At 63.7% G+C, this 18,775-nt stretch carries 22 protein-coding genes and 1 tRNA gene; 14 read left to right on the top strand and 9 right to left on the bottom strand.

What is annotated here, in order from left to right; all coding sequences use genetic code 11:
* Positions 1-58: 58 nt before the first annotated feature.
* From rnd to Q0D44_RS15760, 3 genes are read left to right on the top strand one after another with little or no spacing between them, the layout of a single operon-like run.
* Complete coding sequence (gene rnd, locus Q0D44_RS15770) at positions 59-1,225, top strand: ribonuclease D (RefSeq protein ID WP_294137900.1); 1,167 nt, start codon at positions 59-61, stop codon at positions 1,223-1,225.
* 6 nt (positions 1,226-1,231) lie between these two features.
* On the top strand, positions 1,232-1,513 hold the full coding sequence (locus Q0D44_RS15765) for an I78 family peptidase inhibitor (protein ID WP_294137899.1): 282 nt from the start codon (positions 1,232-1,234) through the stop codon (positions 1,511-1,513).
* A 44-nt stretch (positions 1,514-1,557) separates the two neighbouring features.
* Positions 1,558-1,947: a nuclear transport factor 2 family protein gene (locus Q0D44_RS15760; protein ID WP_294137897.1), complete on the top strand. Its 390-nt coding sequence runs from the start codon at positions 1,558-1,560 to the stop codon at positions 1,945-1,947.
* A gap of 82 nt (positions 1,948-2,029) precedes the next feature.
* Here the strand turns inward: Q0D44_RS15760 and Q0D44_RS15755 are convergent, their stop codons facing one another.
* Positions 2,030-2,815, bottom strand: coding sequence for a TerC family protein (locus Q0D44_RS15755; RefSeq protein WP_294137894.1), 786 nt, complete (start codon positions 2,813-2,815; stop codon positions 2,030-2,032).
* Positions 2,816-3,032: 217 nt separating this feature from the next.
* Between Q0D44_RS15755 and Q0D44_RS15750 the strand changes: the two genes are divergently transcribed.
* The gene (locus Q0D44_RS15750; RefSeq protein ID WP_294137891.1) at positions 3,033-4,037 is read left to right on the top strand and encodes a class 1 fructose-bisphosphatase; all 1,005 of its coding nucleotides are present in this window, start codon (positions 3,033-3,035) and stop codon (positions 4,035-4,037) included.
* A 392-nt stretch (positions 4,038-4,429) separates the two neighbouring features.
* Positions 4,430-6,277, top strand: coding sequence for an acyltransferase family protein (locus Q0D44_RS15745; RefSeq protein WP_294137889.1), 1,848 nt, complete (start codon positions 4,430-4,432; stop codon positions 6,275-6,277).
* Between the two features lie 3 nt (positions 6,278-6,280).
* Here the strand turns inward: Q0D44_RS15745 and Q0D44_RS15740 are convergent, their stop codons facing one another.
* Positions 6,281-7,174 (bottom strand): N-formylglutamate amidohydrolase, encoded by an 894-nt coding sequence (locus Q0D44_RS15740; protein ID WP_294137887.1) that lies wholly within the window; start codon positions 7,172-7,174, stop codon positions 6,281-6,283.
* A gap of 142 nt (positions 7,175-7,316) precedes the next feature.
* Here Q0D44_RS15740 and cpdR point away from each other — a divergent pair, with 142 nt between their 5' ends.
* The gene (gene cpdR, locus Q0D44_RS15735; protein ID WP_017182848.1) at positions 7,317-7,694 is read left to right on the top strand and encodes a cell cycle two-component system response regulator CpdR; all 378 of its coding nucleotides are present in this window, start codon (positions 7,317-7,319) and stop codon (positions 7,692-7,694) included.
* A 10-nt stretch (positions 7,695-7,704) separates the two neighbouring features.
* Here the strand turns inward: cpdR and Q0D44_RS15730 are convergent, their stop codons facing one another.
* Positions 7,705-9,036: a dicarboxylate/amino acid:cation symporter gene (locus Q0D44_RS15730; RefSeq protein WP_294137882.1), complete on the bottom strand. Its 1,332-nt coding sequence runs from the start codon at positions 9,034-9,036 to the stop codon at positions 7,705-7,707.
* A 128-nt stretch (positions 9,037-9,164) separates the two neighbouring features.
* On the opposite strand from Q0D44_RS15730, the gene Q0D44_RS15725 reads away from it, so the two are divergent.
* Positions 9,165-9,239 (top strand) — tRNA-Val (locus Q0D44_RS15725).
* A 64-nt stretch (positions 9,240-9,303) separates the two neighbouring features.
* Complete coding sequence (locus tag Q0D44_RS15720; protein WP_294137879.1) at positions 9,304-9,942, top strand: 5'-methylthioadenosine/S-adenosylhomocysteine nucleosidase; 639 nt, start codon at positions 9,304-9,306, stop codon at positions 9,940-9,942.
* Here the strand turns inward: Q0D44_RS15720 and Q0D44_RS15715 are convergent.
* The 5 genes from Q0D44_RS15715 to petA form a co-directional block, all read right to left on the bottom strand.
* Positions 9,937-10,476 carry a shikimate kinase gene (locus tag Q0D44_RS15715; RefSeq protein ID WP_294137876.1) on the bottom strand — a complete coding sequence of 180 codons (540 nt, stop codon included), beginning with the start codon at positions 10,474-10,476 and terminating at the stop codon, positions 9,937-9,939. The two genes, Q0D44_RS15720 and Q0D44_RS15715, sit on opposite strands and share 6 nt — an antisense overlap.
* Positions 10,466-10,999, bottom strand: a complete 534-nt coding sequence (locus Q0D44_RS15710; RefSeq protein ID WP_294137873.1) for an adenine phosphoribosyltransferase — start codon at positions 10,997-10,999, stop codon at positions 10,466-10,468. The genes Q0D44_RS15715 and Q0D44_RS15710 overlap by 11 nt, the downstream gene beginning before the upstream one ends.
* 78 nt (positions 11,000-11,077) lie before the next feature.
* Positions 11,078-11,929, bottom strand: a complete 852-nt coding sequence (locus tag Q0D44_RS15705; protein WP_294137870.1) for a cytochrome c1 — start codon at positions 11,927-11,929, stop codon at positions 11,078-11,080.
* A gap of 15 nt (positions 11,930-11,944) precedes the next feature.
* Positions 11,945-13,237, bottom strand: coding sequence for a cytochrome b/b6 (locus tag Q0D44_RS15700; protein WP_119749072.1), 1,293 nt, complete (start codon positions 13,235-13,237; stop codon positions 11,945-11,947).
* 11 nt (positions 13,238-13,248) lie between these two features.
* Positions 13,249-13,815, bottom strand: a complete 567-nt coding sequence (gene petA / locus Q0D44_RS15695) for a ubiquinol-cytochrome c reductase iron-sulfur subunit (protein ID WP_006957600.1) — start codon at positions 13,813-13,815, stop codon at positions 13,249-13,251.
* Positions 13,816-14,011: 196 nt separating this feature from the next.
* On the opposite strand from petA, the gene Q0D44_RS15690 reads away from it, so the two are divergent.
* Genes Q0D44_RS15690 through Q0D44_RS15680 form a run of 3 tightly spaced genes read left to right on the top strand, consistent with a single transcriptional unit; the run spans position 14,012 to position 15,986 of the window.
* Complete coding sequence (locus Q0D44_RS15690; RefSeq protein WP_294137946.1) at positions 14,012-14,482, top strand: tRNA (cytidine(34)-2'-O)-methyltransferase; 471 nt, start codon at positions 14,012-14,014, stop codon at positions 14,480-14,482.
* A complete protein-coding gene (gene hemF, locus Q0D44_RS15685) occupies positions 14,479-15,381 on the top strand; it encodes an oxygen-dependent coproporphyrinogen oxidase (protein ID WP_294137864.1) in 903 nt (300 codons plus the stop codon). Before Q0D44_RS15690 ends, hemF begins: the two co-directional genes overlap by 4 nt.
* 5 nt (positions 15,382-15,386) lie before the next feature.
* Positions 15,387-15,986 (top strand): GNAT family N-acetyltransferase, encoded by a 600-nt coding sequence (locus tag Q0D44_RS15680; RefSeq protein WP_294137862.1) that lies wholly within the window; start codon positions 15,387-15,389, stop codon positions 15,984-15,986.
* Here Q0D44_RS15680 and Q0D44_RS15675 read toward each other — a convergent pair.
* Positions 15,968-16,762 carry a hypothetical protein gene (locus Q0D44_RS15675; protein ID WP_294137860.1) on the bottom strand — a complete coding sequence of 265 codons (795 nt, stop codon included), beginning with the start codon at positions 16,760-16,762 and terminating at the stop codon, positions 15,968-15,970. The two genes, Q0D44_RS15680 and Q0D44_RS15675, sit on opposite strands and share 19 nt — an antisense overlap.
* An 80-nt stretch (positions 16,763-16,842) precedes the next feature.
* On the opposite strand from Q0D44_RS15675, the gene lipB reads away from it, so the two are divergent.
* The 3 genes from lipB to Q0D44_RS15660 all read left to right on the top strand — a co-directional run bounded on the left by lipB (position 16,843) and on the right by Q0D44_RS15660 (position 18,631).
* Positions 16,843-17,538: a lipoyl(octanoyl) transferase LipB gene (lipB, locus tag Q0D44_RS15670; protein WP_294137857.1), complete on the top strand. Its 696-nt coding sequence runs from the start codon at positions 16,843-16,845 to the stop codon at positions 17,536-17,538.
* Between the two features lie 49 nt (positions 17,539-17,587).
* Positions 17,588-17,866 carry a hypothetical protein gene (locus Q0D44_RS15665; RefSeq protein ID WP_294137855.1) on the top strand — a complete coding sequence of 93 codons (279 nt, stop codon included), beginning with the start codon at positions 17,588-17,590 and terminating at the stop codon, positions 17,864-17,866.
* 69 nt (positions 17,867-17,935) lie between these two features.
* Complete coding sequence (locus tag Q0D44_RS15660; protein WP_217675466.1) at positions 17,936-18,631, top strand: hypothetical protein; 696 nt, start codon at positions 17,936-17,938, stop codon at positions 18,629-18,631.
* The last annotated feature ends 144 nt before the right edge of the window (positions 18,632-18,775 follow it).

Here is an 18,775-nt window from a genome sequence, read left to right as displayed (position 1 = left end):
GGTCACTACGACCAGCCCGCCAGGGAGCGGGCCTGCCCATAATAAGATCGATGACCATATGCAAATCCATCCGCTGATTACCGACAGCAAGACACTTTCCGATTTTTGCGCCCGCATCGCCAAATCCCCCTATGTCGCCATCGACACGGAATTCATGCGCGAAAACAGCTATTGGCCCGAACTCTGCCTGATCCAGGTGGCCGACGCGGACGAAGCCGCCGCCATCGACCCCAAGGCACCGGGCATCGATTTGAAGCCCCTGCTCGACCTGATGGTCGATAATGAGGATGTGCTGAAAATCTTTCATGCCGGCGGGCAGGACATCGAGATTGTCCACAATCTGACCGGCAAGACCCCGCACCCGATGTTCGATACGCAGATCGCCGCGATGGCATTGGGGCTGGGCGAACAGATTGGCTACGGAAATCTGGTCGAGGCATGGCTGGGCGTGCAGCTGGACAAGGGCGCGCGCTTTACCGACTGGGCGCGCCGCCCGCTCGACAAGCGCCAGATCGACTATGCGATCGGCGACGTCACCTACCTCATCCAGATTTTCCCCAAGATGCTGGAAGAATTGCGCAAGACCGGGCGCGGCGACTGGCTGGACCAGGAAATGGAGCGGATCAGCGATCCCAGCCATTATGAGACGCTGCCCGAAGATGCGTGGAAGCGCGTCCGCATCGCCAGCAAGAAGGCCGATGTGCTGGGGCGGTTGAAAGCGCTGGCGGCGTGGCGCGAGATTGAGGCGCAGGAGAAGAATCTGCCGCGCGGGCGCATCGTCAAGGATGAAACGCTGGCCGACATCGCCAGCCACCCGCCGCGTAGCCAAGAGGATCTGGGCAAGGTGCGCGGCCTGTCCGCCACCTGGCGGACCAATGATATCGGCGCGCGGCTGATGGCGGCGCTGGGCAAGCAGCAGCCGCTGGCCAAGGACGAAATGCCCGACCGCGAGCCGCGCCGTCCGGGTCTGGGCAAGGATGGGGCGCTGGTCGCCGATCTGCTCAAGCTGCTGCTCAAGATCCGGTCGCGCGACATCAATGTCGCGTCGCGTTTGCTGGCGCGGAGCGACGATATTGAAGCGTTGGCGGCGGGGGTGCGGAGCGACCTCTCGATCCTGGAAGGCTGGCGCTACGAACAATATGGTCGTGATGCGGTTGATCTGGTCGAGGGGCGGCTGGCCTTTGCGGTCAAGGGCGGGCGGCTGAAGATGACGCGGACGGAGTAAACCACCATGCACCGCATCCTGTCCCTGACCGGCGCGCTTGCGCTCACCGCCTGCGCCACCGCCACGCCGCCCCCGATCGCGAACGGCGCGTGCAACCATGACGCCCTCGCCCGCTTCACCGGGCAGAAGGCGAGCGCGGAAACCGGCGCGGCGCTGCTGGCCGCATCGGGTGCCAGGACGCTGCGCTGGGGCGGCCCCGGCATAGCGATGACGATGGACTTCCGCCCCGACCGACTGACCGTCAGCTATGACGAGGCGATGCTGATCACATCGGCGCGGTGCGGGTAAACACTACAGCCGTTCGCTTCGAGCGGGCCTTAGGACAGTCATCCATGACCGCGACCGCCGACCTCGCCATCCGCATGGCCCGCGCGACCTTCAACCGCGCGCTGGCCGACGCGAACCTCAGCGCGATCGGCCCGCTGCTTGCCCCCAATGTCGTGCTGGTCGCCGGCACCGACAGCGCCCTTATCACCGGACGCAAGGCGCAACTGATCGCCTGGAAACGCGAATTTGCGGCCAAAGAGCGGCTGATCTATACCCGCACGCCCGACACGATCCTTGTGTCGCCGGTGGAACCCATCGCGATGGAACAGGGCCATTGGCAGGGCGTGGCCACAGGCAGCGGCGCAATGCTGGCTTCCGGCACCTACAGTGCCAAATGGCGCGAAATGGGTGGCGCGTGGATGATCGAGGCGGAGCTTTTTCTGACGCTGGCCTGATCGGGATGGTTGCGGACCGTTTGCCTGTTCCCCGGCGACGTGCGGGACGGGGAACAGCGCCCCTCAATAGCGCCCTATCCCCTTATTGCGCAGACTTTCTCGCCTGCGCCCGGCGGGCAAAGATGTTGAGGCACTCGACCAGCGTCGAGAACGCCATCGCCGCATAGATATAGCCCTTTGGCACATGCACGCCGAACCCGTCAGCGATCAGCACCGCGCCGATCATCAGCAGGAAGCCGAGCGCCAGCATCACCACGGTCGGATTGCGGGCGATGAAGTTGGCGAGCGGGTCGGCCGCCAGCACCATTGCGCCCACCGCCACCAGCACGGCGATGACCATCACCGCCAGATTATCCGTCATGCCCACGGCGGTCAGGATCGAATCGAGCGAGAAGATCATGTCGAGCAGGATGATCTGCACGATCGCGCTGCCGAAGGTGATCGTGGCCACGCTCTTCTTGTCCAGCACATCGTCGCCGCCCGCCGGATCGACGCTGTGGTGGATTTCCTTGGTCGCCTTCCAGATCAGGAACAGGCCGCCCGCGATGAGGATCAGGTCGCGCCAGGAAAATTCGGTCTCGAACGTCGGCGCGCCATATTGGTTGAGTGGGCCGACAATCCCCAGATTAAACACAGGCGCAGTCAGGCCGACGATCCAGGCGATCATCGACAGCAGGACGAGGCGCATACCGAGCGCCAGGCCGATGCCGATGCGGCGCGCCTTTTGCCGTTGATGTTCGGGCAGTTTGTTGGTCAGGATCGAAATGAACACCAGATTGTCGATGCCCAGCACCACTTCCATCACCACCAGCGCGACAAGCGCGGCCAAGGCGGTGGGATCGGTAAAGGCGGTAAGCAGGCTGTCCATATTGATCCTTCCGTCCGGTTTTTCGGCACGCCATCGCAACGACAGGAAGGTCCCCCGGTTCCCTGCGACACACTTTGTCACATGGGCGCGCTATCATCGGCAAAACTGTCGCCCAATCGACTGGACGCGGCGGGCCCAGTCGCTTAGCGAAGGCGCGTTCTCCTTTTCATGCTGCGGCGATGGCTGCGGCGCTCCAGTCCCAAGCGAAAGGCAGCCCATGGCCAGAACCACCCTCACCCGTTTCCTGATCGAACAGCAGCGGCTGGCCAATGCGCTGCCCGCTGAATTGCGCCTGCTGATCGAAACCGTGGCGCGCGCGTGCAAGACGATCAGCCATTCGGTCAGCAAGGGTGCGCTGGGTGAAGTGCTGGGCAGTCTGGACAGCGAAAATGTGCAGGGCGAGGTGCAGAAGAAGCTGGACGTGATCGCCAACGAACTGCTGCTCGACGCCAATGAATGGGGCGGGCATCTGGCCGCAATGGCGTCCGAGGAGATGGAGACGATCCACCGCATCCCCAATCGCTATCCCAAGGGCGAATATCTGCTGCTGTTCGATCCGATCGACGGGTCCAGCAATATCGACGTCGACCTGTCGGTCGGCACGATCTTTTCGGTGCTGAAAGCCCCCGACGAATGTGCCGGGCGCGAAGTGACGGAGGAGGATTTCCTCCAGAACGGCCGGGCGCAGGTCGCGGCGGGCTATGCCATTTATGGGCCGCAGACGCTGCTGGTGCTGAGCGTCGGCACGGGCGTGCATGAATTCACGCTGGACCGCGAAGTCGGCAGCTGGGTCATGACCGATCGCGACATGAAGATGCCGCAGGGCAAGTGCGAATTTGCGATCAACATGTCCAACCGCCGCCAATGGTCGCCCGGCGTCTCCCGCTATATCGAGGAGCGGGTGATGGGGGCCGAAGGGCCGTGCGGCGTGGATTATAACATGCGCTGGACCGCCTCCATGGTCGCCGACGTCCACCGCATCCTCAAGCGCGGCGGCATCTTCATGTATCCCGCCGACCACCGCACGCCGGGCAAGGCGCGGCTGCGCCTGATGTATGAAGCCAATCCGATGAGCTATCTGATCGAGCAGGCAGGCGGCGCGGCCACAGACGGCTTCATCCCGATCTTGGACGTGGACGCCACCAGCCTGCACCAGCGCGTCGGCGTGGTGCTGGGCGACAAGGCGGAGGTGGAATTGGTCACGGCCTATGGACGGGAATAGTCGCTTCGCGGCGTTCCTGTCCGGCGATGGTCATGGGTAGAGAAAGTGGGGGAGAGCGAAATGTCGCTCAATCCCCCTTGCTATGGCCTCGCCTTGCCGGTCTTACCGGCGGCCCCTCTCCAGAAACATGTTATATGGCGCGGCTGTAGCCCAATCGGCCTAGCCCAAGCCGAGACCAAAAAAAAGGGCCGATCCGCAGACCAGCCCAAAAAGTTTAGGAGAGGATGCCTGAAAGGCACAGTCTTTCTGTCGCCTGGGTAAAATTTTCGCAAATGCGAAGGATGAAAGCGCGATTGCGAAAATTGCAATCGCTTGCCGACATTTTAACCATCCGCGCCCCGAATCGAGTCGCGGTAAAGCAAATGTCAGGGCTTTGTCCCTAAGCGGGGCCAATGCATTATCGCCGCGACATTGACGGACTGCGGGCCTTGGCGATTCTGCCGGTGCTGCTGTTCCATGCCCATGTGCCGGGCTTTGGCGGCGGTTATGTCGGCGTCGACATTTTTTTCGTCATATCGGGCTATCTGATCACCGGCATCATCGCCCGCGAAGTCGATGAAGGCCGCTTCTCGCTGACCCGCTTCTACGAGCGGCGCTTCCGGCGGATTGTCCCGGCGCTGGGCTTGATGATCCTGGTCGTGGTGGGCTTGAGCGCCCTTCTCTATCTGCCCGGCAATCTGGAGGGCGTGCCGCGATCCGCGCTGGCCGCGACCTTGTTTGCCTCCAACCTGTGGTTTTTCACCGACACCGGCTATTTTGCGGGCGGCGCGGACGTCAAGCCGCTGCTCCACACATGGTCGCTGGCGGTGGAGGAGCAATATTATATCGGCTTCCCGATCCTGCTGATGATCATCGCCCGCTTCGCCCCGCGCTGGCGCACGGGGGTGGTGGTGATCATCGCGGCAGGATCATTGGCGCTGTCGATCGCGATGCAGCGCGATACCAGCGGTTTTGCTTTCTACCTGCTGCCGACCCGTGCCTGGGAGTTATTTGCCGGGGCTTTATTGGCGTTGGGGGCGGTGCCTGCGTTGCGGGGCCGCTGGTTGCGTGAGGGGGTGGCATGGGGCGGGATCGCCGCCATTGCGCTGGCCGTCACCTGCTATGATCGCGACACTTTGTTCCCCGGTATCGCCGCCCTCGCCCCGGTACTGGGTGCGGCCGCGCTGATCCATAGCGCGCCGGGGACCAGCGCCGGGCGGTTGCTCGGCTGGTCGCCGCTCGTGGGAGTGGGCCTTGTCTCCTACTCGCTCTATCTGTGGCACTGGCCGGTCATCGTGTTCACCGAATATGCCACCGACATGGCGGTGGCGGGCTGGACGTGCATCGCCGTGATCGCCGGGTCGGTGATCGCGGCGATCCTGTCCTGGCGCTTCGTCGAACGCCCGTTCCGCGATTCGCAGGCGGTTCCGGCGCGGACGATCTTTCGCTTCACCGGCGCGACGATGGCGCTGCTGTGCGGCCTGTCGCTGGCCTTGCTGGCGGCGGGACCATGGCCGTCGCGATTTGCGCCGACGGTGCTGGCGCAGGCGGCGGGGCGTAGCGACATCAGCCCGGAGCGCAAACGCTGCCACGACATATTCGCCCGTGGCGCGCCCGCCTGCGTGCTGGGCGCGGCGGTCGCGCCCGATGCGATGCTGTGGGGCGACAGCCATGGGGTGGAACTCGCCTATGCGCTGGCGCTGGAGGGCAAGGCGCAAGGGCGGGCGCTGGTGCAGCGCACGACGTCCAGTTGCCCGCCGGTGCTGGGCTATGATGCGCCCAAGGATGCGCGCTGCGCAGCGGCCAATCGCGCCGCCTTTGCGGCGTTGCGCGCCGATCCGGCCATCCGCCGCGTCTATCTGGCCGCCTTCTGGGCCAATGGTGATTTTGACGATCCCGGCTTTGTCGCCAGACTGGACCGCACCATCGCCGCGATCCGGGCGGCGGGACGGGAGGTCGTGCTGATCGGCCCGGTGCCGCCGCAGCCCTTCGACGTGCCGCGCCGCCTTGCCCATCTAGCGCGTGCGGGGCGGCTGGCTCAGGCGGAGGGTGTAGCGCGATCCTGGGTGGACGGACGCACCGTCCATTTGCGCGCGCTGTTTGCGCGATGGCAGGCGCGTGGGGTCCGGCTGATCGATCCGGTCGCGGCGCTGTGCGATGCCCGGCACTGCGCGATCGAGCGCGACGGCAAGCCGCTCTATTTCGATTCGCACCATCTGAGCGTAGCGGGCGCGCGGCTGGTGATTGCGCGCGGTGGCTGAACCCTATTCGGCCGCCATCGCATAGTGAGCGCGCGGCAATTCGTTCGCCAGCGCTTGGGCGATGGCCGTGATGATCCCCTGCATCCGGGCCAGCCCCGGTCCCGGCTGATCCAGCGCGTCATCCAGATAAAGGCTGCGGTCCACCTCTATCTGAATCGCGTGCAGCCCGCACGCAGGCCGACCATGGCGTTCGATCAGATGATCGCCCGCATAGGGATGATTTTGCGCCGCGACGATGCCATGGCCAGCGGCGACATCCGCCGCCAGCGTCATCAGCCGGGCGGAGGCGCTGCGCCCGAAACGATCGCCCAGCACGATGCCCGGCGCGACCTGCCCGGCGGCAGGTGGCGGCAAGGGCGGCATGGAATGAAGGTCGATCAGGATCGCATGGCCATGGGCGTCGCGCGCCGCCGTCATCAACCGGGCCAGTTCGGCATGATAGGGCCGGTGGATCGTTTCGATCCGGCGTTGCGCCTCGCTCCACGTGACGGGCTTGTGCCATAATTCATGCGCGCCGACCATGCGGCGGGGAATGAGGCCCAGTCCGCCGCGCAGCTTCACGCTGCTCTGAAGCGCGGCATCGCGCGGCACGCCGACCAGCATGGCAGGGTCGATTTCGCGCTCATGGCGATTGAGGTCGATCAGTGCGCGAGGGGCGCGGGCGACGACCACGGTAAAGCCGCACGCGATCAGCGGATGGACCAGCAGGTCGGCCCAGCGATCCTCCAGCCGTTGCAACTGCTGCCGCCGCACCCGCGCCTGTGCCAGCAGTTCGGACGGGTAGTCGCGCCCGGCATGGGGCACGGAGAGGATGATGGGCCGGTCGGGGATGGCGGGGCCAAATCGGTCGAAACCCGCCTCTGTCCGGGCGGGAGGATGCGGCGCGGGACGATCCAACGAGGCTCCTTTCACCAGCCTGCCCAAAAATGGTTACTCGGCTGGATAATATTTACACCTTGTCGCATATATCGGTCAGGGACGCCACCCTGACGGGGGCATGGGGGACAAGCCGGAAACGGCAACAAGAGTAGCTGGCGCAATGGTTCGCATATTACTGGCCGAAGATGATGAGAGTATGCGGGTCTATCTGGCGCGCGCGCTGGAACGGTCCGGCTATGAGGTTGTGGCTGTGGCGACCGGCACGGAAGCCCTGCCGCATATTGCGTCTGACCGGTTCGACCTGTTGCTGACCGATATCGTGATGCCCGAAATGGACGGGATAGAACTGGCGCAGCACGCAGCGTCCGTAGCCCCGGACATGCGGATCATGTTCATCACTGGCTTTGCCGCCGTGACGCTGAAAGCCGGGAAAGCGGTGCCGCAGGCCAAGGTGCTGTCCAAGCCGTTCCACCTGCGCGATCTGGTGCTGGAAGTCGAACGGATGTTCGGCAGCGAGAGCCTGACCGGGCTGAACTGAACCCCGCTCCTCAATCCTCGATCACTTCCTCCATATCAGGCGTTGGGTTGAGCGGGATGCCGGCCATGGCGGCGGCGAATCGCTCCCGGTCCAGTCCCTTTTCCCAGGCCGACACCACCACCGTTGCGACGGCATTGCCGACGAAGTTGGTGAGCGCCCTTACCTCGCTCATGAAGCGATCGACGCCCAATATCAAAGCCATGCCCGCGACCGGCACCGACGGCACGATCGACAGCGTTGCTGCCAGGGTGATGAAGCCCGCACCGGTCACACCCGCTGCACCCTTGGACGAGATCATCGCCACCAGCAGCAGCAAAACCTGCTGTTGCAGGGTGAGATCGACATTGCACGCCTGCGCGATGAACAGGGCCGCCAGCGTCATATAGATGTTGGTGCCGTCCAGGTTGAAGCTGTAACCGGTCGGCACGACCAGCCCGACCACCGACTTGCGGCACCCGGCCCGCTCCATCTTCTCGATCAGGCTGGGCAGCGCCGCTTCGGAGGAGGATGTCCCCAGCACGAGCAGCAATTCGGCCTTGAGGTAGCGGATGAGGTGCAGGATGTTGAAGCCCGCCAGCCGTGCGACGGTGCCCAGCACGACGAGAACGAACAGCAGCGAGGTCAGGTAGAAGGTCGCGACCAGCCCGGCCAGATTGGCAAGCGTACCGACGCCATATTCGCCGATGGTGAAGGCCATCGCGCCGAACGCCCCGACCGGCGCCGCCTTCATCAGGAAGGCGACCAGCTTGAACACGGCATGGCTGGCCGATTCGAGGACCGCCATCAGCGGCGCAGCCTTGTCCCCGATCATAGTCAGCGCAATGCCGAACAAGATAGCGACAAACAGGACTTGCAATATGTTGCCGTCCGCGACCGCCGACACCATGGTTGCGGGGATGATACTCATCAGGAAGCCGGTAAGCGTGGTTTCATGCGCCTTGTGCGCGAAGTCGGCGACCTTGCCCGCATCCAGACTGGCCGGATCGATATTGAGACCCGCGCCCGGTTGCACCAGATTGGCGACGATCAGCCCGACAATGAGCGCGAGCGTCGAAAAGGTCAGGAAATAGGCGAAGGCCTTGGCCGCGACCCGGCCGATCGCGCCCAGTTCCTTCATCCCCGCAATGCCGGTGACGATGGTCAGGAAAATGACCGGGGCGATGATCATCTTCACCAGCTTGATGAAGGCGTCGCCCAGCGGCTTTAGCTGCACGCCCATATCGGGGAAGAAATGGCCGATCGCCACGCCCAGCGCGATCGCGATCAACACCTGGACATAGAGCTGGCGATACCATGGCAGACGCGGCGTCGTCTGGATCGGCGAGGATGGCGATGGCAGCATATGTCTTGGCGTCCCCCTGTTTGCGCCGCAGCATATGGGCCGTCCCTGCGCTGTCCAGAAGAATGTCGCAGCCCTGCAATTTCCCGCTTGCGCAGCTCCAGTCCCCCGGCTATTGGCCCAACTCCCGTGGGCGTATAGCTCAGTGGTAGAGCACTGTGTTGACATCGCAGGGGTCGCAAGTTCAATCCTTGCTACGCCCACCATGACAAAGCCCGTCGCCTGTTTTCAGGTGGCGGGCTTTCTCTTTTGTCACAGGCGGAGGACCAGATGATCCCGGTTTGCGAGACGATTTCAAACCAGCGCCTGTTGTTCGTGATGGCGGCGGAGGCGGAATATGGGCCGCAGTTGCGCGCCCGATTCGCGCCGCTGATGACGGGCGTGGGTCCGATCGAGGCGGCGCTGGCGACCGGCGTTGCGCTGCATGACATGGCGCGGGCGGATGCCCTGCCCGATCTGGTCGTGTGTCTGGGCTCGGCCGGATCGCGGGTGTGTGGGCTGGGTGAGGTGGTGCAGGTCGCCAGCGTGTCATGGCGCGACATGGATGCGTCGCGACTAGGGTTCGTGAAGGGCGTGACGCCCTTTGTCGATCATCCGGTCGACCTGCCGCTGGTGACGCCATTGACGTTGCCGACTGCGCGGCTGTCGACCGGTGCCAATATCGTGGGTGGCGATGACTATGCCGCGATCGACGCCGACATGGTGGACATGGAGACGTTCGCGGTAGCCCGCGCCTGCGCCCGCTATGGCGTGCCGTTGATGGGGCTGCGTGGCATTTCCGATGGGCCGGGTGAGTTAGAGCATATCCATGGCTGGACGGCGTTGCTGGGCCTGCTGGACGAACGGCTGGCTGTTGCGGTGGATGGACTGGAGACAGCGCTGCGTTCGCACGCGGGCCGCAACCTATAGCAGAGCAACGATGCGCTCGGCCGCTTGTTCGGGCGACATCAGGCCGGTGTCGAGGGTCAGTGACGGCGCTGGCATGACGGCCATGCAGCGATCGCAATCGGCGCGAATGGCGCGCAACAGATCGAGCGAGCGCAACTTGCCAAATGCAGCGCGGTCGGGATCGGCAATCCGCCCATCCTGCACATCAGCCGCGACGGTCAGCGCGATGAAGCGCATTTTCCCGCCTGCCGCCTCCACCAGCGATTGCAGGCGCTGCGGGAAATCAGGCGCAACGCTGGGTTCCGGCGCAAAGGTAAAGATCAGCGAACGCCCCGCATCAATGGCGGCTACCATCGCCTCAATCCAAAATCGCTCCCGCAGCCTTACAAACTCCGGCGATCCAAACGGAAAGAGGGCTGCGACCGCGTCCACGACCAGATGGTTATGAAACAGCGCAAGTCCGGTGCGGTCAGCAACGATCCGCGCAATCGTCAGCTTGCCGGCCGCTGCGGGGCCATAGAGAAAGACCAGGGTCGGGGTCGTCTCAATGGCCATCGAACGTCATGATCGCGTGAGCGACGATGCCGTCTGCCTCCAGTGCCGCCATGCCGCCGAGATCGGGCAGGTCGATCGCGAACAGCGCCATCAAGACGCTGGCCCCCTGTTCGCGCAGCAGTTGCGCCGCCGCCAGCGCCGTGCCGCCAGTGGCGATCAGATCGTCGACCAGCAGCACGCGCGCGCCCTGCGGCACCTGGCCTTCATGCAGTTCCAGCCGATCGGTGCCATATTCCAGAACATAGTCGATGCCGACAGTCTTGCCGGGCAGCTTGCCCTTCTTGCGCACCGGCACGAAGCCTTTGCCCAGCGCAAGCGCCAGTGCTGCGCCCAGGATGAAGCCGCGCGCCTCGATGCCGACGATCAGGTCCGGGTCGAGTGGCCGGGCGATATCGGCCAGCCGTGCGGTCAGGTCGCGCAGCCCCTCCCCGTCGGCCAGCAGCGTCGTGATGTCGCGAAACTGGATGCCCGGCTTGGGAAAGTCGGGAATGGTGCGGATGAGGTCGGTCAGGTCGCTGATCATGGCGTCCCTATAGACAAAGGGCGCAGCTTCCTCAAGAAACCGCGCCCTTTGCTATGCTTGTCCTGTCGGACGGGCCGGTCAGGCGGCCTTTTTCTTGTCCGCCCAGATATTCTGATAGGACATATAGGCCAGGCCCGTGGCGATCAGCAGGAAGATCAGCGTCGCCAGACCCGCACGGTGGCGGTTTTCCAGCTTGGGTTCGGCGGTCCAGGTCAGGAACGCCGCGACGTCCTGCGCCATCTGGTCGACCGTCGGCTTGGGCTGGCCCGGACCATAAGTCACCTGACCGTCTGCCGTCAGCGGCGGCGCCATGGCGAGGTTCAGGTTGGCGAAATAGGGGTTGTAGTGCAGCCCCTCCGGCGTCTTGGCATCAGGGAACTTTTTGAGCAGTTCGGCGGGCTGCGCCTGATAGCCGGTCAGCAGCGAATAGACATAGGCGCTGCCATGATGGCGGGCCTTGGTCATCAGCGACAGGTCTGGCGGGATCGCATTGTTGTTCGCCGCCGCCGCCGCGACATTGTTCGCGAATGGCTTGGGGAAATAATCCGACGGCACAGGTTCCCGCGTGGAGGCTTCACCCGTGGCCGGATCGACCGACGGAGTCTTGATCGCCCACTGCTTGGCGATCGCCTTCACTTCGGCTTCGTTATAGCCAAGCGCTTCGAGATCGCGGAACGCCACGAACTTCAGGCTGTGGCAGGCCGAGCAGACTTCCTTGAACACCTGGAAGCCGCGCTGCAGCTGCTGCTTGTCATAATGACCCAGCGGCCCGTCGAACGAATAGGCCACATGCTTGGGCAATTTGTGGAAAGCCTTTTCCACGGTCGGTACTGGCGGTTCGGAGACATAAGCCACCGCACCGATCAGGAAGGAGATGAACAGCCAGCCTGCAAAGAAGAGGCCGACGAGGAATGCGCCAATGCGAACCATGGTCTTATCTACCCCTTATTCGGCCGGGACCGCGACGGTTGCGCCGTCGGTCTTGCCATATTTTGCCAGCACGGCCTCGGTGATCGAGCCGGGCAGCGGCAGCGGCTTTTCAAAGCGCGAGATCAGCGGAAGGATGATCAGGAAGTGGGCGAAATAATAGGCCGCCGCGACCTGGCTCATCATCACGAACGGCTCTTCTGCCGGCGCGCCGCCCAACCAGCCCAGGATCAGCACGTCGATGACGAGGATCCAGAAAAACTTGTTGAAGGTCGGTCGATACTTGCCCGACCGCACCGGCGAGGTGTCGAGCCAGGGCAGGAAGAAGAGCAGCAGGATCGATGCGAACATCGCCAGCACGCCCAAAAGCTTGGCGGGGACGAAGAAGAAGTCCACGGTGAACGCACGCAGGATGGCGTAGAAGGGCCAGAAATACCATTCCGGCACGATGTGCGCGGGGGTCGAGAGCGGGTTCGCCTCGATATAGTTATCCGGGTGGCCCAGGAAGTTGGGAGCGAAGAACAGCAGCGCACAGAAGGCGATGAGGAACACGCCCGCGCCGAAGCCATCCTTGGCGGTGTAATATGGGTGGAACGGCACAGTGTCCTGCGGCCCCTTCACTTCCACGCCGGTCGGGTTCGATGAGCCCGGAATATGCAGCGCCCAGATGTGCAGGATGATGACACCGGCAATCACGAAGGGCAGCAGGAAGTGCAGCGAGAAGAAGCGGTTGAGCGAAGCGTTGCCGGGAGCAAAGCCGCCCAGCAGCCAGGTCTGGATCGGTTCGCCGACCACGGGGATCGCGCCGAACAGGCCGGTGATCACCTTCGCACCCCAGTAGGACATCTGGCCCCAGGGCAGCACATAACCCATGAAGGCGGTCGCCATCATCAGCAGGAAGATGACGAGGCCGAGCAGCCACACCATCTCGCGGGGCGCCTTGTAGGAGCCGAAATAGAGGCCGCGGAAGATGTGGAGATAGACGACGATGAAGAAGAAGCTGGCGCCGTTGGCGTGGGCGTAGCGCATCAGCCAGCCCGCATTCACGTCGCGCATCGTCTGTTCGACGGTGCTGAACGCGACGAGATCGTTCGCGCCATAATGCATGGCCATGATCACGCCGGTGACGATCTGGATCATCAGCGCCAGACCGGCCAATACGCCGAAGTTCCAGAAATAGTTGAGGTTGCGCGGCACGGGATAGCCCGCGCCCACGGCGTTATAGGCGAGACGCGGAAGCGGCAGCTTCTCGTCGATCCACACCATCACCGGATTTTTCGGCGTATATTGCTCAGCCCAGGGAAAGCTCATCGTTTCTTACCTCAGCCTACGAGAATGGCGGTGTCGGAAGTGAAGCTGAACTTCGGCACTTCCAGGTTCTTGGGCGCGGGGCCTTTGCGGATGCGCGCGGCGGTGTCGTAGGACGAACCATGGCATGGGCAGAAATAGCCGCCATATTCGCCCTTATTCTCACCTTCGCCCGCGCCCAGCGGCACGCAGCCCAGATGGGTGCAGACACCCATGGTCACCAGCCACTGCTTCTTGCCGTCAACGGTGCGCTCTTCCAGCGTCTGCGGATCGCGCAGCGTGGAGGCGTCCACCTTGTCGGCTTCGGCGATTTCCTTTTCCGTCAGCTGGCGCACGAAGAGCGGCTGGCTGCGGAAGGTGGTCTTAATCGCCTGACCCGGCTGGATCGCCGAAAGATCGACTTCGGTCGATGCAAGCGCCAGCACGTCGGCGCTGGGGTTCATCTGGTCGATCAACGGCAGGACGACGGCAACAGCGCCGACTCCTGCAAAACTCACCGCAGCGATGTTGATGAAATCGCGACGACGCACCCCATCATCGCCGGATAGACCCGTGCTGTCTGTATGTTCAACGATCGCCATGCACCTTAACCCTTGCAAGAACGTCCCTGATCCCGCCGCAGCGCCGTTGCCGGCACCTTTATGTCAAGGAATTCGGATAGCCATGCGAAATGGCCCCGCCTTCCCCCCGGCGTGGTTCGCGGGCCTGATAACCTCAGTGCGCGCTCTTTGCCAACAGCAAAGTCACGCACCCTATGACAATTTGCCGCGCTGCATTATGGCGCGGGTCATGCGTATAGCCCTTTACCAACCCGAAATAGCGGGCAATGTCGGCGCGATCCTGCGTCTGGCGGCCTGTTTCGCCGTGCCGGTGGACATCATCATGCCGACCGGATTCGCCTTCTCCGACGCACGCCTCAAGCGCGCCGCGATGGATTATGGCGCGTCGGCCGATGTTGCCCGTCACGCCAATTTCGCGGCGTTCGACGCGGAACGGCGGGCGCAGGGCAGTCGTCTGCTGCTGATGAGCGCCCATGCGTCCCAGCGCCTGCCCGACGTCGAATTCCGCGCCGACGATGTGTTGTTGATGGGATCGGAAAGTGCGGGCGTGCCGGTAGAGGTGCGCGATATCGCCGATATTCGCATCCGCATCCCTATGGCGGAGGGGTTTAGATCCTTGAATATCGCCGTTTCCACGGGCATCGCCGTCGCCGAAGCCCTGCGCCAGACCGGAAAGTTCCCGCAATGACCCCTGCCCCAATAGCCCCAGCCCCTGTGCCGACCGTTCCCTTTGCCCTCGATTCCCGGCAGCAGGCCGCGCGCGCATGGTTCGAATCGCTGCGCGACCGAATCTGCGCCGCGTTCGAGGCGATCGAGCGGGAAGCGGGAAGCGATGCCAGCTTTGCCTATACCCATTGGGACAGGGAGGCCGACGGGCAGGCACCGGGCGAAGGTGGCGGCGGCGTTCGGGGCGTGATGAAGGGCAAGATATTCGAGAAGGTCGGGGTCAATGTCTCCACCGTCGGCGGCGAATTCGCCCCCGGATTCGCGCAGACCATCCATGGCGCGGACGAAAATCCCGCCTTCTTCGCCACCGGCATCAGCCTGGTCGCGCATATGGCCAACCCGCATGTCCCCGCCGTGCATATGAACACGCGCTATCTGGTCACGACCAAAAGCTGGTTCGGCGGCGGCGCGGACCTGAATCCGCCTTTGCCGCGCGAAGAGGATACCGCCTATTTCCATGATGTGCTGAAAAACGCCTGCGACGCGCATAACGCGGACCATTATCCGCGCTTCAAAGCGTGGGCGGACGAGTATTTCTACATTCCCCATCGCGGTGTGCATCGCGGGGTCGGCGGGATTTTCTATGATCATCTCGAATGTGCCGACGATGCAGGGTTCGACGCGAACTTCGCCTTCACCCGCGCGGTGGGCGATGCGTTTCTGGACGCCTATCCGCCGATCGTGCGGCGGCGCATGGGCGATGCGTGGAGCGAGGCGGACTATGCACAGATGCTGGAATGGCGCGGTCGCTATGCCGAATTCAATCTGGTGCATGACCGGGGGACGCTGTTCGGCCTCAAGACCGGGGGCAATATCGACGCGATCCTGATGAGCCTGCCGCCGATGGCCAGCTGGAGCTGAGCGCGATGGGGCTGAGCACAGTCGCGCCGGGCATGGTAGCGGCGGTCGTCACCCATTTGGAGATGCGGACACGTCCCCGCCCCGCGCCGATCCCGCCCGCCCCGCTGCAACTGGTGCGGTGGAGGGCGCCGAAACTCGACACCTATCGCGCGCTGTTCCGCCGGGTGGGCGAGCCATGGCTGTGGTTTTCGCGGCTGGTGATGAGCGACGAATCGCTGGCCGCGATCATCCATGATCCGATGGTGGAGATTTACGCGGTCACTGATCCAAGCGGCATAGAGGTCGGGCTGCTGGAGCTGGACTTCCGGGCGATGCCCGACTGCGAACTGGGCTTTTTCGGGCTGGTGCCGCAATTGAACGGCAAGGGCCATGGTAAATGGCTGATGGCGCAGGCCAAGGCGCTGGCGTGGCGCAAGGGGGTGGAGCGATTCTGGGTCCACACCTGCACGCTCGATAGTCCCGCCGCGCTGGGATTCTACATCAAGGCGGGGTTTGTACCGACCAGGCGCGAGATCGAGATATTTGCCGATCCGCGCCTGGCCGGGATTTTACCGCGCGACTGTGCGCGCCATGTGCCGCTGCTGGATCAGGCCGCCGACGCCTGACGATAGAGGCGGGCGATCATGACGAGCATATAGACCTGCAACACAGTCGAAATGGCGGCCCCCGCAACGCTGCCAGCCAGCCGTGCGGCATCCGCGCCACCAATGACACTGCCGAGCAGGCCGAATATCGCCTGCGCCGCCGCACTGGTGATCGCCGACAAAATGGTGATGATCAGGATGAAGGCCAGCAACCGCCAGAAATGGCCGCGGGTGAGCGCCCATGCCTGCCGCAGCGAGGGCATGATGCCGGCACTGCCGTCTATCACCACCGGGTTCAGCAGCATCAGGCGGATACTCGCAAACAGCGCCACCCCGGCGACCGCGAATCCAAGCAGAACGGCGAGACCCGCCGCCAGCGCCTTCGACACGAGCGACAACAGGACCATCACGATCACGACGGCTAGAACCACCACCATCAGCGCGCCGATGACGGCCAAGGCCGTACCGATCAGCACGGGCAGGCGGTGGAAGCCGAGGCGCAGGGCTTCGCCGACGCTGATGCCGGGACGCAGGGCCAGCGCAAACAAGGTGAGCGACCCGAACCAGACGAGGAGGACCGCTACTATCAGCCCCAGCCAATAGCTGGCCGGAACCGCAGGCATGGTCGATGCCGTGGGCGCAAGCGACCAGGCGGCCAGTTCTGGCGGGGTCATTTCCTGCAGGATCAGTCCCGGCAGCGCCACGAACAGCAGCGCAACGGGAAAAAGCAGCGTGGCTTCGCGGGCGACGAAGGCCACTGCCTCCTGCCATGCCTTGCCGATCGACATCGTCGCCATATCTTAAATTGCCTGCCTGATAGCTGCGTAAAATTGGGTCGAGACTTGATCGCTCGTCCGGCCCAAGTCAAGGAAGGGTCATGAGCCAAACTCCTCCCTTTCCCGCTGACGTCGAATGGCGAGTGGATGCCACGCCGGTCGCTTACCCGCAAGCGCTGGCGGATATGGAAGCGCGCGCCGCCGCGATCCATGCGGGTGAGGCGAGCGAGCGGGTCTGGCTGATCGAGCATCCGCCGCTCTATACCGCCGGGACCAGCGCCGATCCCGCCGAACTGATCGACCCGCGCTTTCCCGTGTATGATGCCGGGCGCGGCGGGCGCTATACCTATCATGGGCCGGGACAGCGGATCGGCTATCTCAATATCGACCTTGGCAAACGCGGCAAGGATGTCCGCAATTTCGTCCATCATCTGGAAGGCTGGATGATCGCGGCGCTGGGCGATCTGGGCATTGCCGCGCGGCGGGCGGAAGGACGGATCGGCATCTGGACCGACGACGCACAGGGGCGGGAGGCGAAGATCGGCGCGCTGGGCATCCGGGTGCGGCGCTGGGTCACGCTCCATGGCTTTTCAATCAATGTCGATCCCGATCTGTCGCATTTTACCGGCATCGTGCCGTGCGGGATCAGCGACTATCCGGTCACCAGCATCGCGGCGCTGGGCGGCACGGCCTCGATGGCCGCGCTGGACGGTGCGTTACGGGCGCATTTCCCTGCTTTTCTCAATCGCTTGGGCCGATGCGGCACGGGGGTTGAGCAATGCGGAACGGACCGCTAGGGTCTGGCCTTTCGCCGGGCGGAGGCTGCCGGGCCTGAAGGAGACCCGGATGCGCCGCAACGCAATGACCGTAGCTTTCGCCATGCTGTTCGCGCTTGCCGCCTGTGGCAGTGCCGACAAGGGCGGCAACAAGGTCGAGATGAAGGATATGGAAGTGGTGGATGGCACCGCGACCGACGCCATGACCGATCTGGACGGGGTGCAGAGCGAAGGCACGGCGGTCGCGCTGCCGAGCGGCAATGCCGCCGACAATGCGGGCGCTGCGGTGGCCAAGCCCGCTGCCGAAAAAGCGCAGGGTGAGGATGCCGAGGTTCTGGCCGATCAGTGACGGTTCAGGTCTAGTTGATTGAGAGAATATGAGGGGGACATATACCGTCCCGTTGGAGAGTATCGTTTCATGAGCTTCCGTTCCCCGTTGCGCCCCATCCTTGCGGGTCTGGCGCTGGCCGTCGCGCCAATGATGGCGCAGCCTGCCGCCGCACAATTTTTCTGGTCGCCGCCCGACCTGTCCGCACCGCCGCTGACCGATGCGGCCGCCGCGACGGCGATGGGCCTGCCAGGCGCCAATGCCGCCGAGATCAAGGCCGGGCTGGTATGGAACCTGCGCGCGGCGCTCAATATCGCCGCATTGCAATGCCAGTTCGAGCCGACGCTGCTGGCGATCAGCAATTATAATGCGATGATCGCCCATCATGATGCGGAGCTTGATTCGGCGCAGACCGTGCTGCTCGGCTATTTCCAGCGCACCGTGGGCAAGGGGCGGCCGGGGCAGGCCGCGTCCGACCAATATGGCACGCGCATCTATTCGGGCTATTCGACGGTGCAGGCGCAAAAAGGTTTCTGTCAGGCGGCCACGGTCGTCGGGCGGCAGGCGATTTTCGCGGATCGCGGCACGCTGCATGAAGTGGCGCGCAACGGCCTTGCCTCGATCAAAAAGTCGCTCGTGGTCGCGGGTGAGCAATATTATGGATCGCCGGGTTATGACTATCGGGTCGCTATGCCCTCCTTCTCTCCCCAATGTTGGAAGAAGGGCGTTTTATTGCCCGCGTGCCAACAGCAATGGAATGCGCAGACGGGCGTGACGCAGCCCTGAGCGCGATGATTTCTGGGTGAAACTCCCAACCTCCGTTCGTTTCGAGCGAAGTCGAGCATCTGTCTTGTTGGTCAAGCATGGATTGGGGACCAAGTTCGATTTTCGGCAACGAGGCGATTGGCGAGGACGACGATTTTTCTAGCG

This window comes from Sphingobium sp., assembly GCA_023266575.1.
GTDB lineage: Bacteria > Pseudomonadota > Alphaproteobacteria > Sphingomonadales > Sphingomonadaceae > Sphingobium.
Note: the sequence above shows the minus strand (reverse complement) of the source record. Positions and strands in the feature narration are given on the sequence as shown.

Coding starts and splice junctions, on each gene's coding strand:
- rnd (WP_294137900.1), top strand. CDS start 59: ATGCAAATCCATCCGCTGATTACCGACAGCAAGACACTTTCCGATTTT.
- Q0D44_RS15765 (WP_294137899.1), top strand. CDS start 1,232: ATGCACCGCATCCTGTCCCTGACCGGCGCGCTTGCGCTCACCGCCTGC.
- Q0D44_RS15760 (WP_294137897.1), top strand. CDS start 1,558: ATGACCGCGACCGCCGACCTCGCCATCCGCATGGCCCGCGCGACCTTC.
- Q0D44_RS15755 (WP_294137894.1), bottom strand. CDS start 2,815: ATGGACAGCCTGCTTACCGCCTTTACCGATCCCACCGCCTTGGCCGCG.
- Q0D44_RS15750 (WP_294137891.1), top strand. CDS start 3,033: ATGGCCAGAACCACCCTCACCCGTTTCCTGATCGAACAGCAGCGGCTG.
- Q0D44_RS15745 (WP_294137889.1), top strand. CDS start 4,430: ATGCATTATCGCCGCGACATTGACGGACTGCGGGCCTTGGCGATTCTG.
- cpdR (WP_017182848.1), top strand. CDS start 7,317: ATGGTTCGCATATTACTGGCCGAAGATGATGAGAGTATGCGGGTCTAT.
- Q0D44_RS15730 (WP_294137882.1), bottom strand. CDS start 9,036: ATGCTGCCATCGCCATCCTCGCCGATCCAGACGACGCCGCGTCTGCCA.
- Q0D44_RS15720 (WP_294137879.1), top strand. CDS start 9,304: ATGATCCCGGTTTGCGAGACGATTTCAAACCAGCGCCTGTTGTTCGTG.
- Q0D44_RS15715 (WP_294137876.1), bottom strand. CDS start 10,476: ATGGCCATTGAGACGACCCCGACCCTGGTCTTTCTCTATGGCCCCGCA.
- Q0D44_RS15710 (WP_294137873.1), bottom strand. CDS start 10,999: ATGATCAGCGACCTGACCGACCTCATCCGCACCATTCCCGACTTTCCC.
- Q0D44_RS15705 (WP_294137870.1), bottom strand. CDS start 11,929: ATGGTTCGCATTGGCGCATTCCTCGTCGGCCTCTTCTTTGCAGGCTGG.
- Q0D44_RS15700 (WP_119749072.1), bottom strand. CDS start 13,237: ATGAGCTTTCCCTGGGCTGAGCAATATACGCCGAAAAATCCGGTGATG.
- petA (WP_006957600.1), bottom strand. CDS start 13,815: ATGGCGATCGTTGAACATACAGACAGCACGGGTCTATCCGGCGATGAT.
- Q0D44_RS15690 (WP_294137946.1), top strand. CDS start 14,012: ATGGCGCGGGTCATGCGTATAGCCCTTTACCAACCCGAAATAGCGGGC.
- hemF (WP_294137864.1), top strand. CDS start 14,479: ATGACCCCTGCCCCAATAGCCCCAGCCCCTGTGCCGACCGTTCCCTTT.
- Q0D44_RS15680 (WP_294137862.1), top strand. CDS start 15,387: ATGGGGCTGAGCACAGTCGCGCCGGGCATGGTAGCGGCGGTCGTCACC.
- Q0D44_RS15675 (WP_294137860.1), bottom strand. CDS start 16,762: ATGGCGACGATGTCGATCGGCAAGGCATGGCAGGAGGCAGTGGCCTTC.
- lipB (WP_294137857.1), top strand. CDS start 16,843: ATGAGCCAAACTCCTCCCTTTCCCGCTGACGTCGAATGGCGAGTGGAT.
- Q0D44_RS15665 (WP_294137855.1), top strand. CDS start 17,588: ATGCGCCGCAACGCAATGACCGTAGCTTTCGCCATGCTGTTCGCGCTT.
- Q0D44_RS15660 (WP_217675466.1), top strand. CDS start 17,936: ATGAGCTTCCGTTCCCCGTTGCGCCCCATCCTTGCGGGTCTGGCGCTG.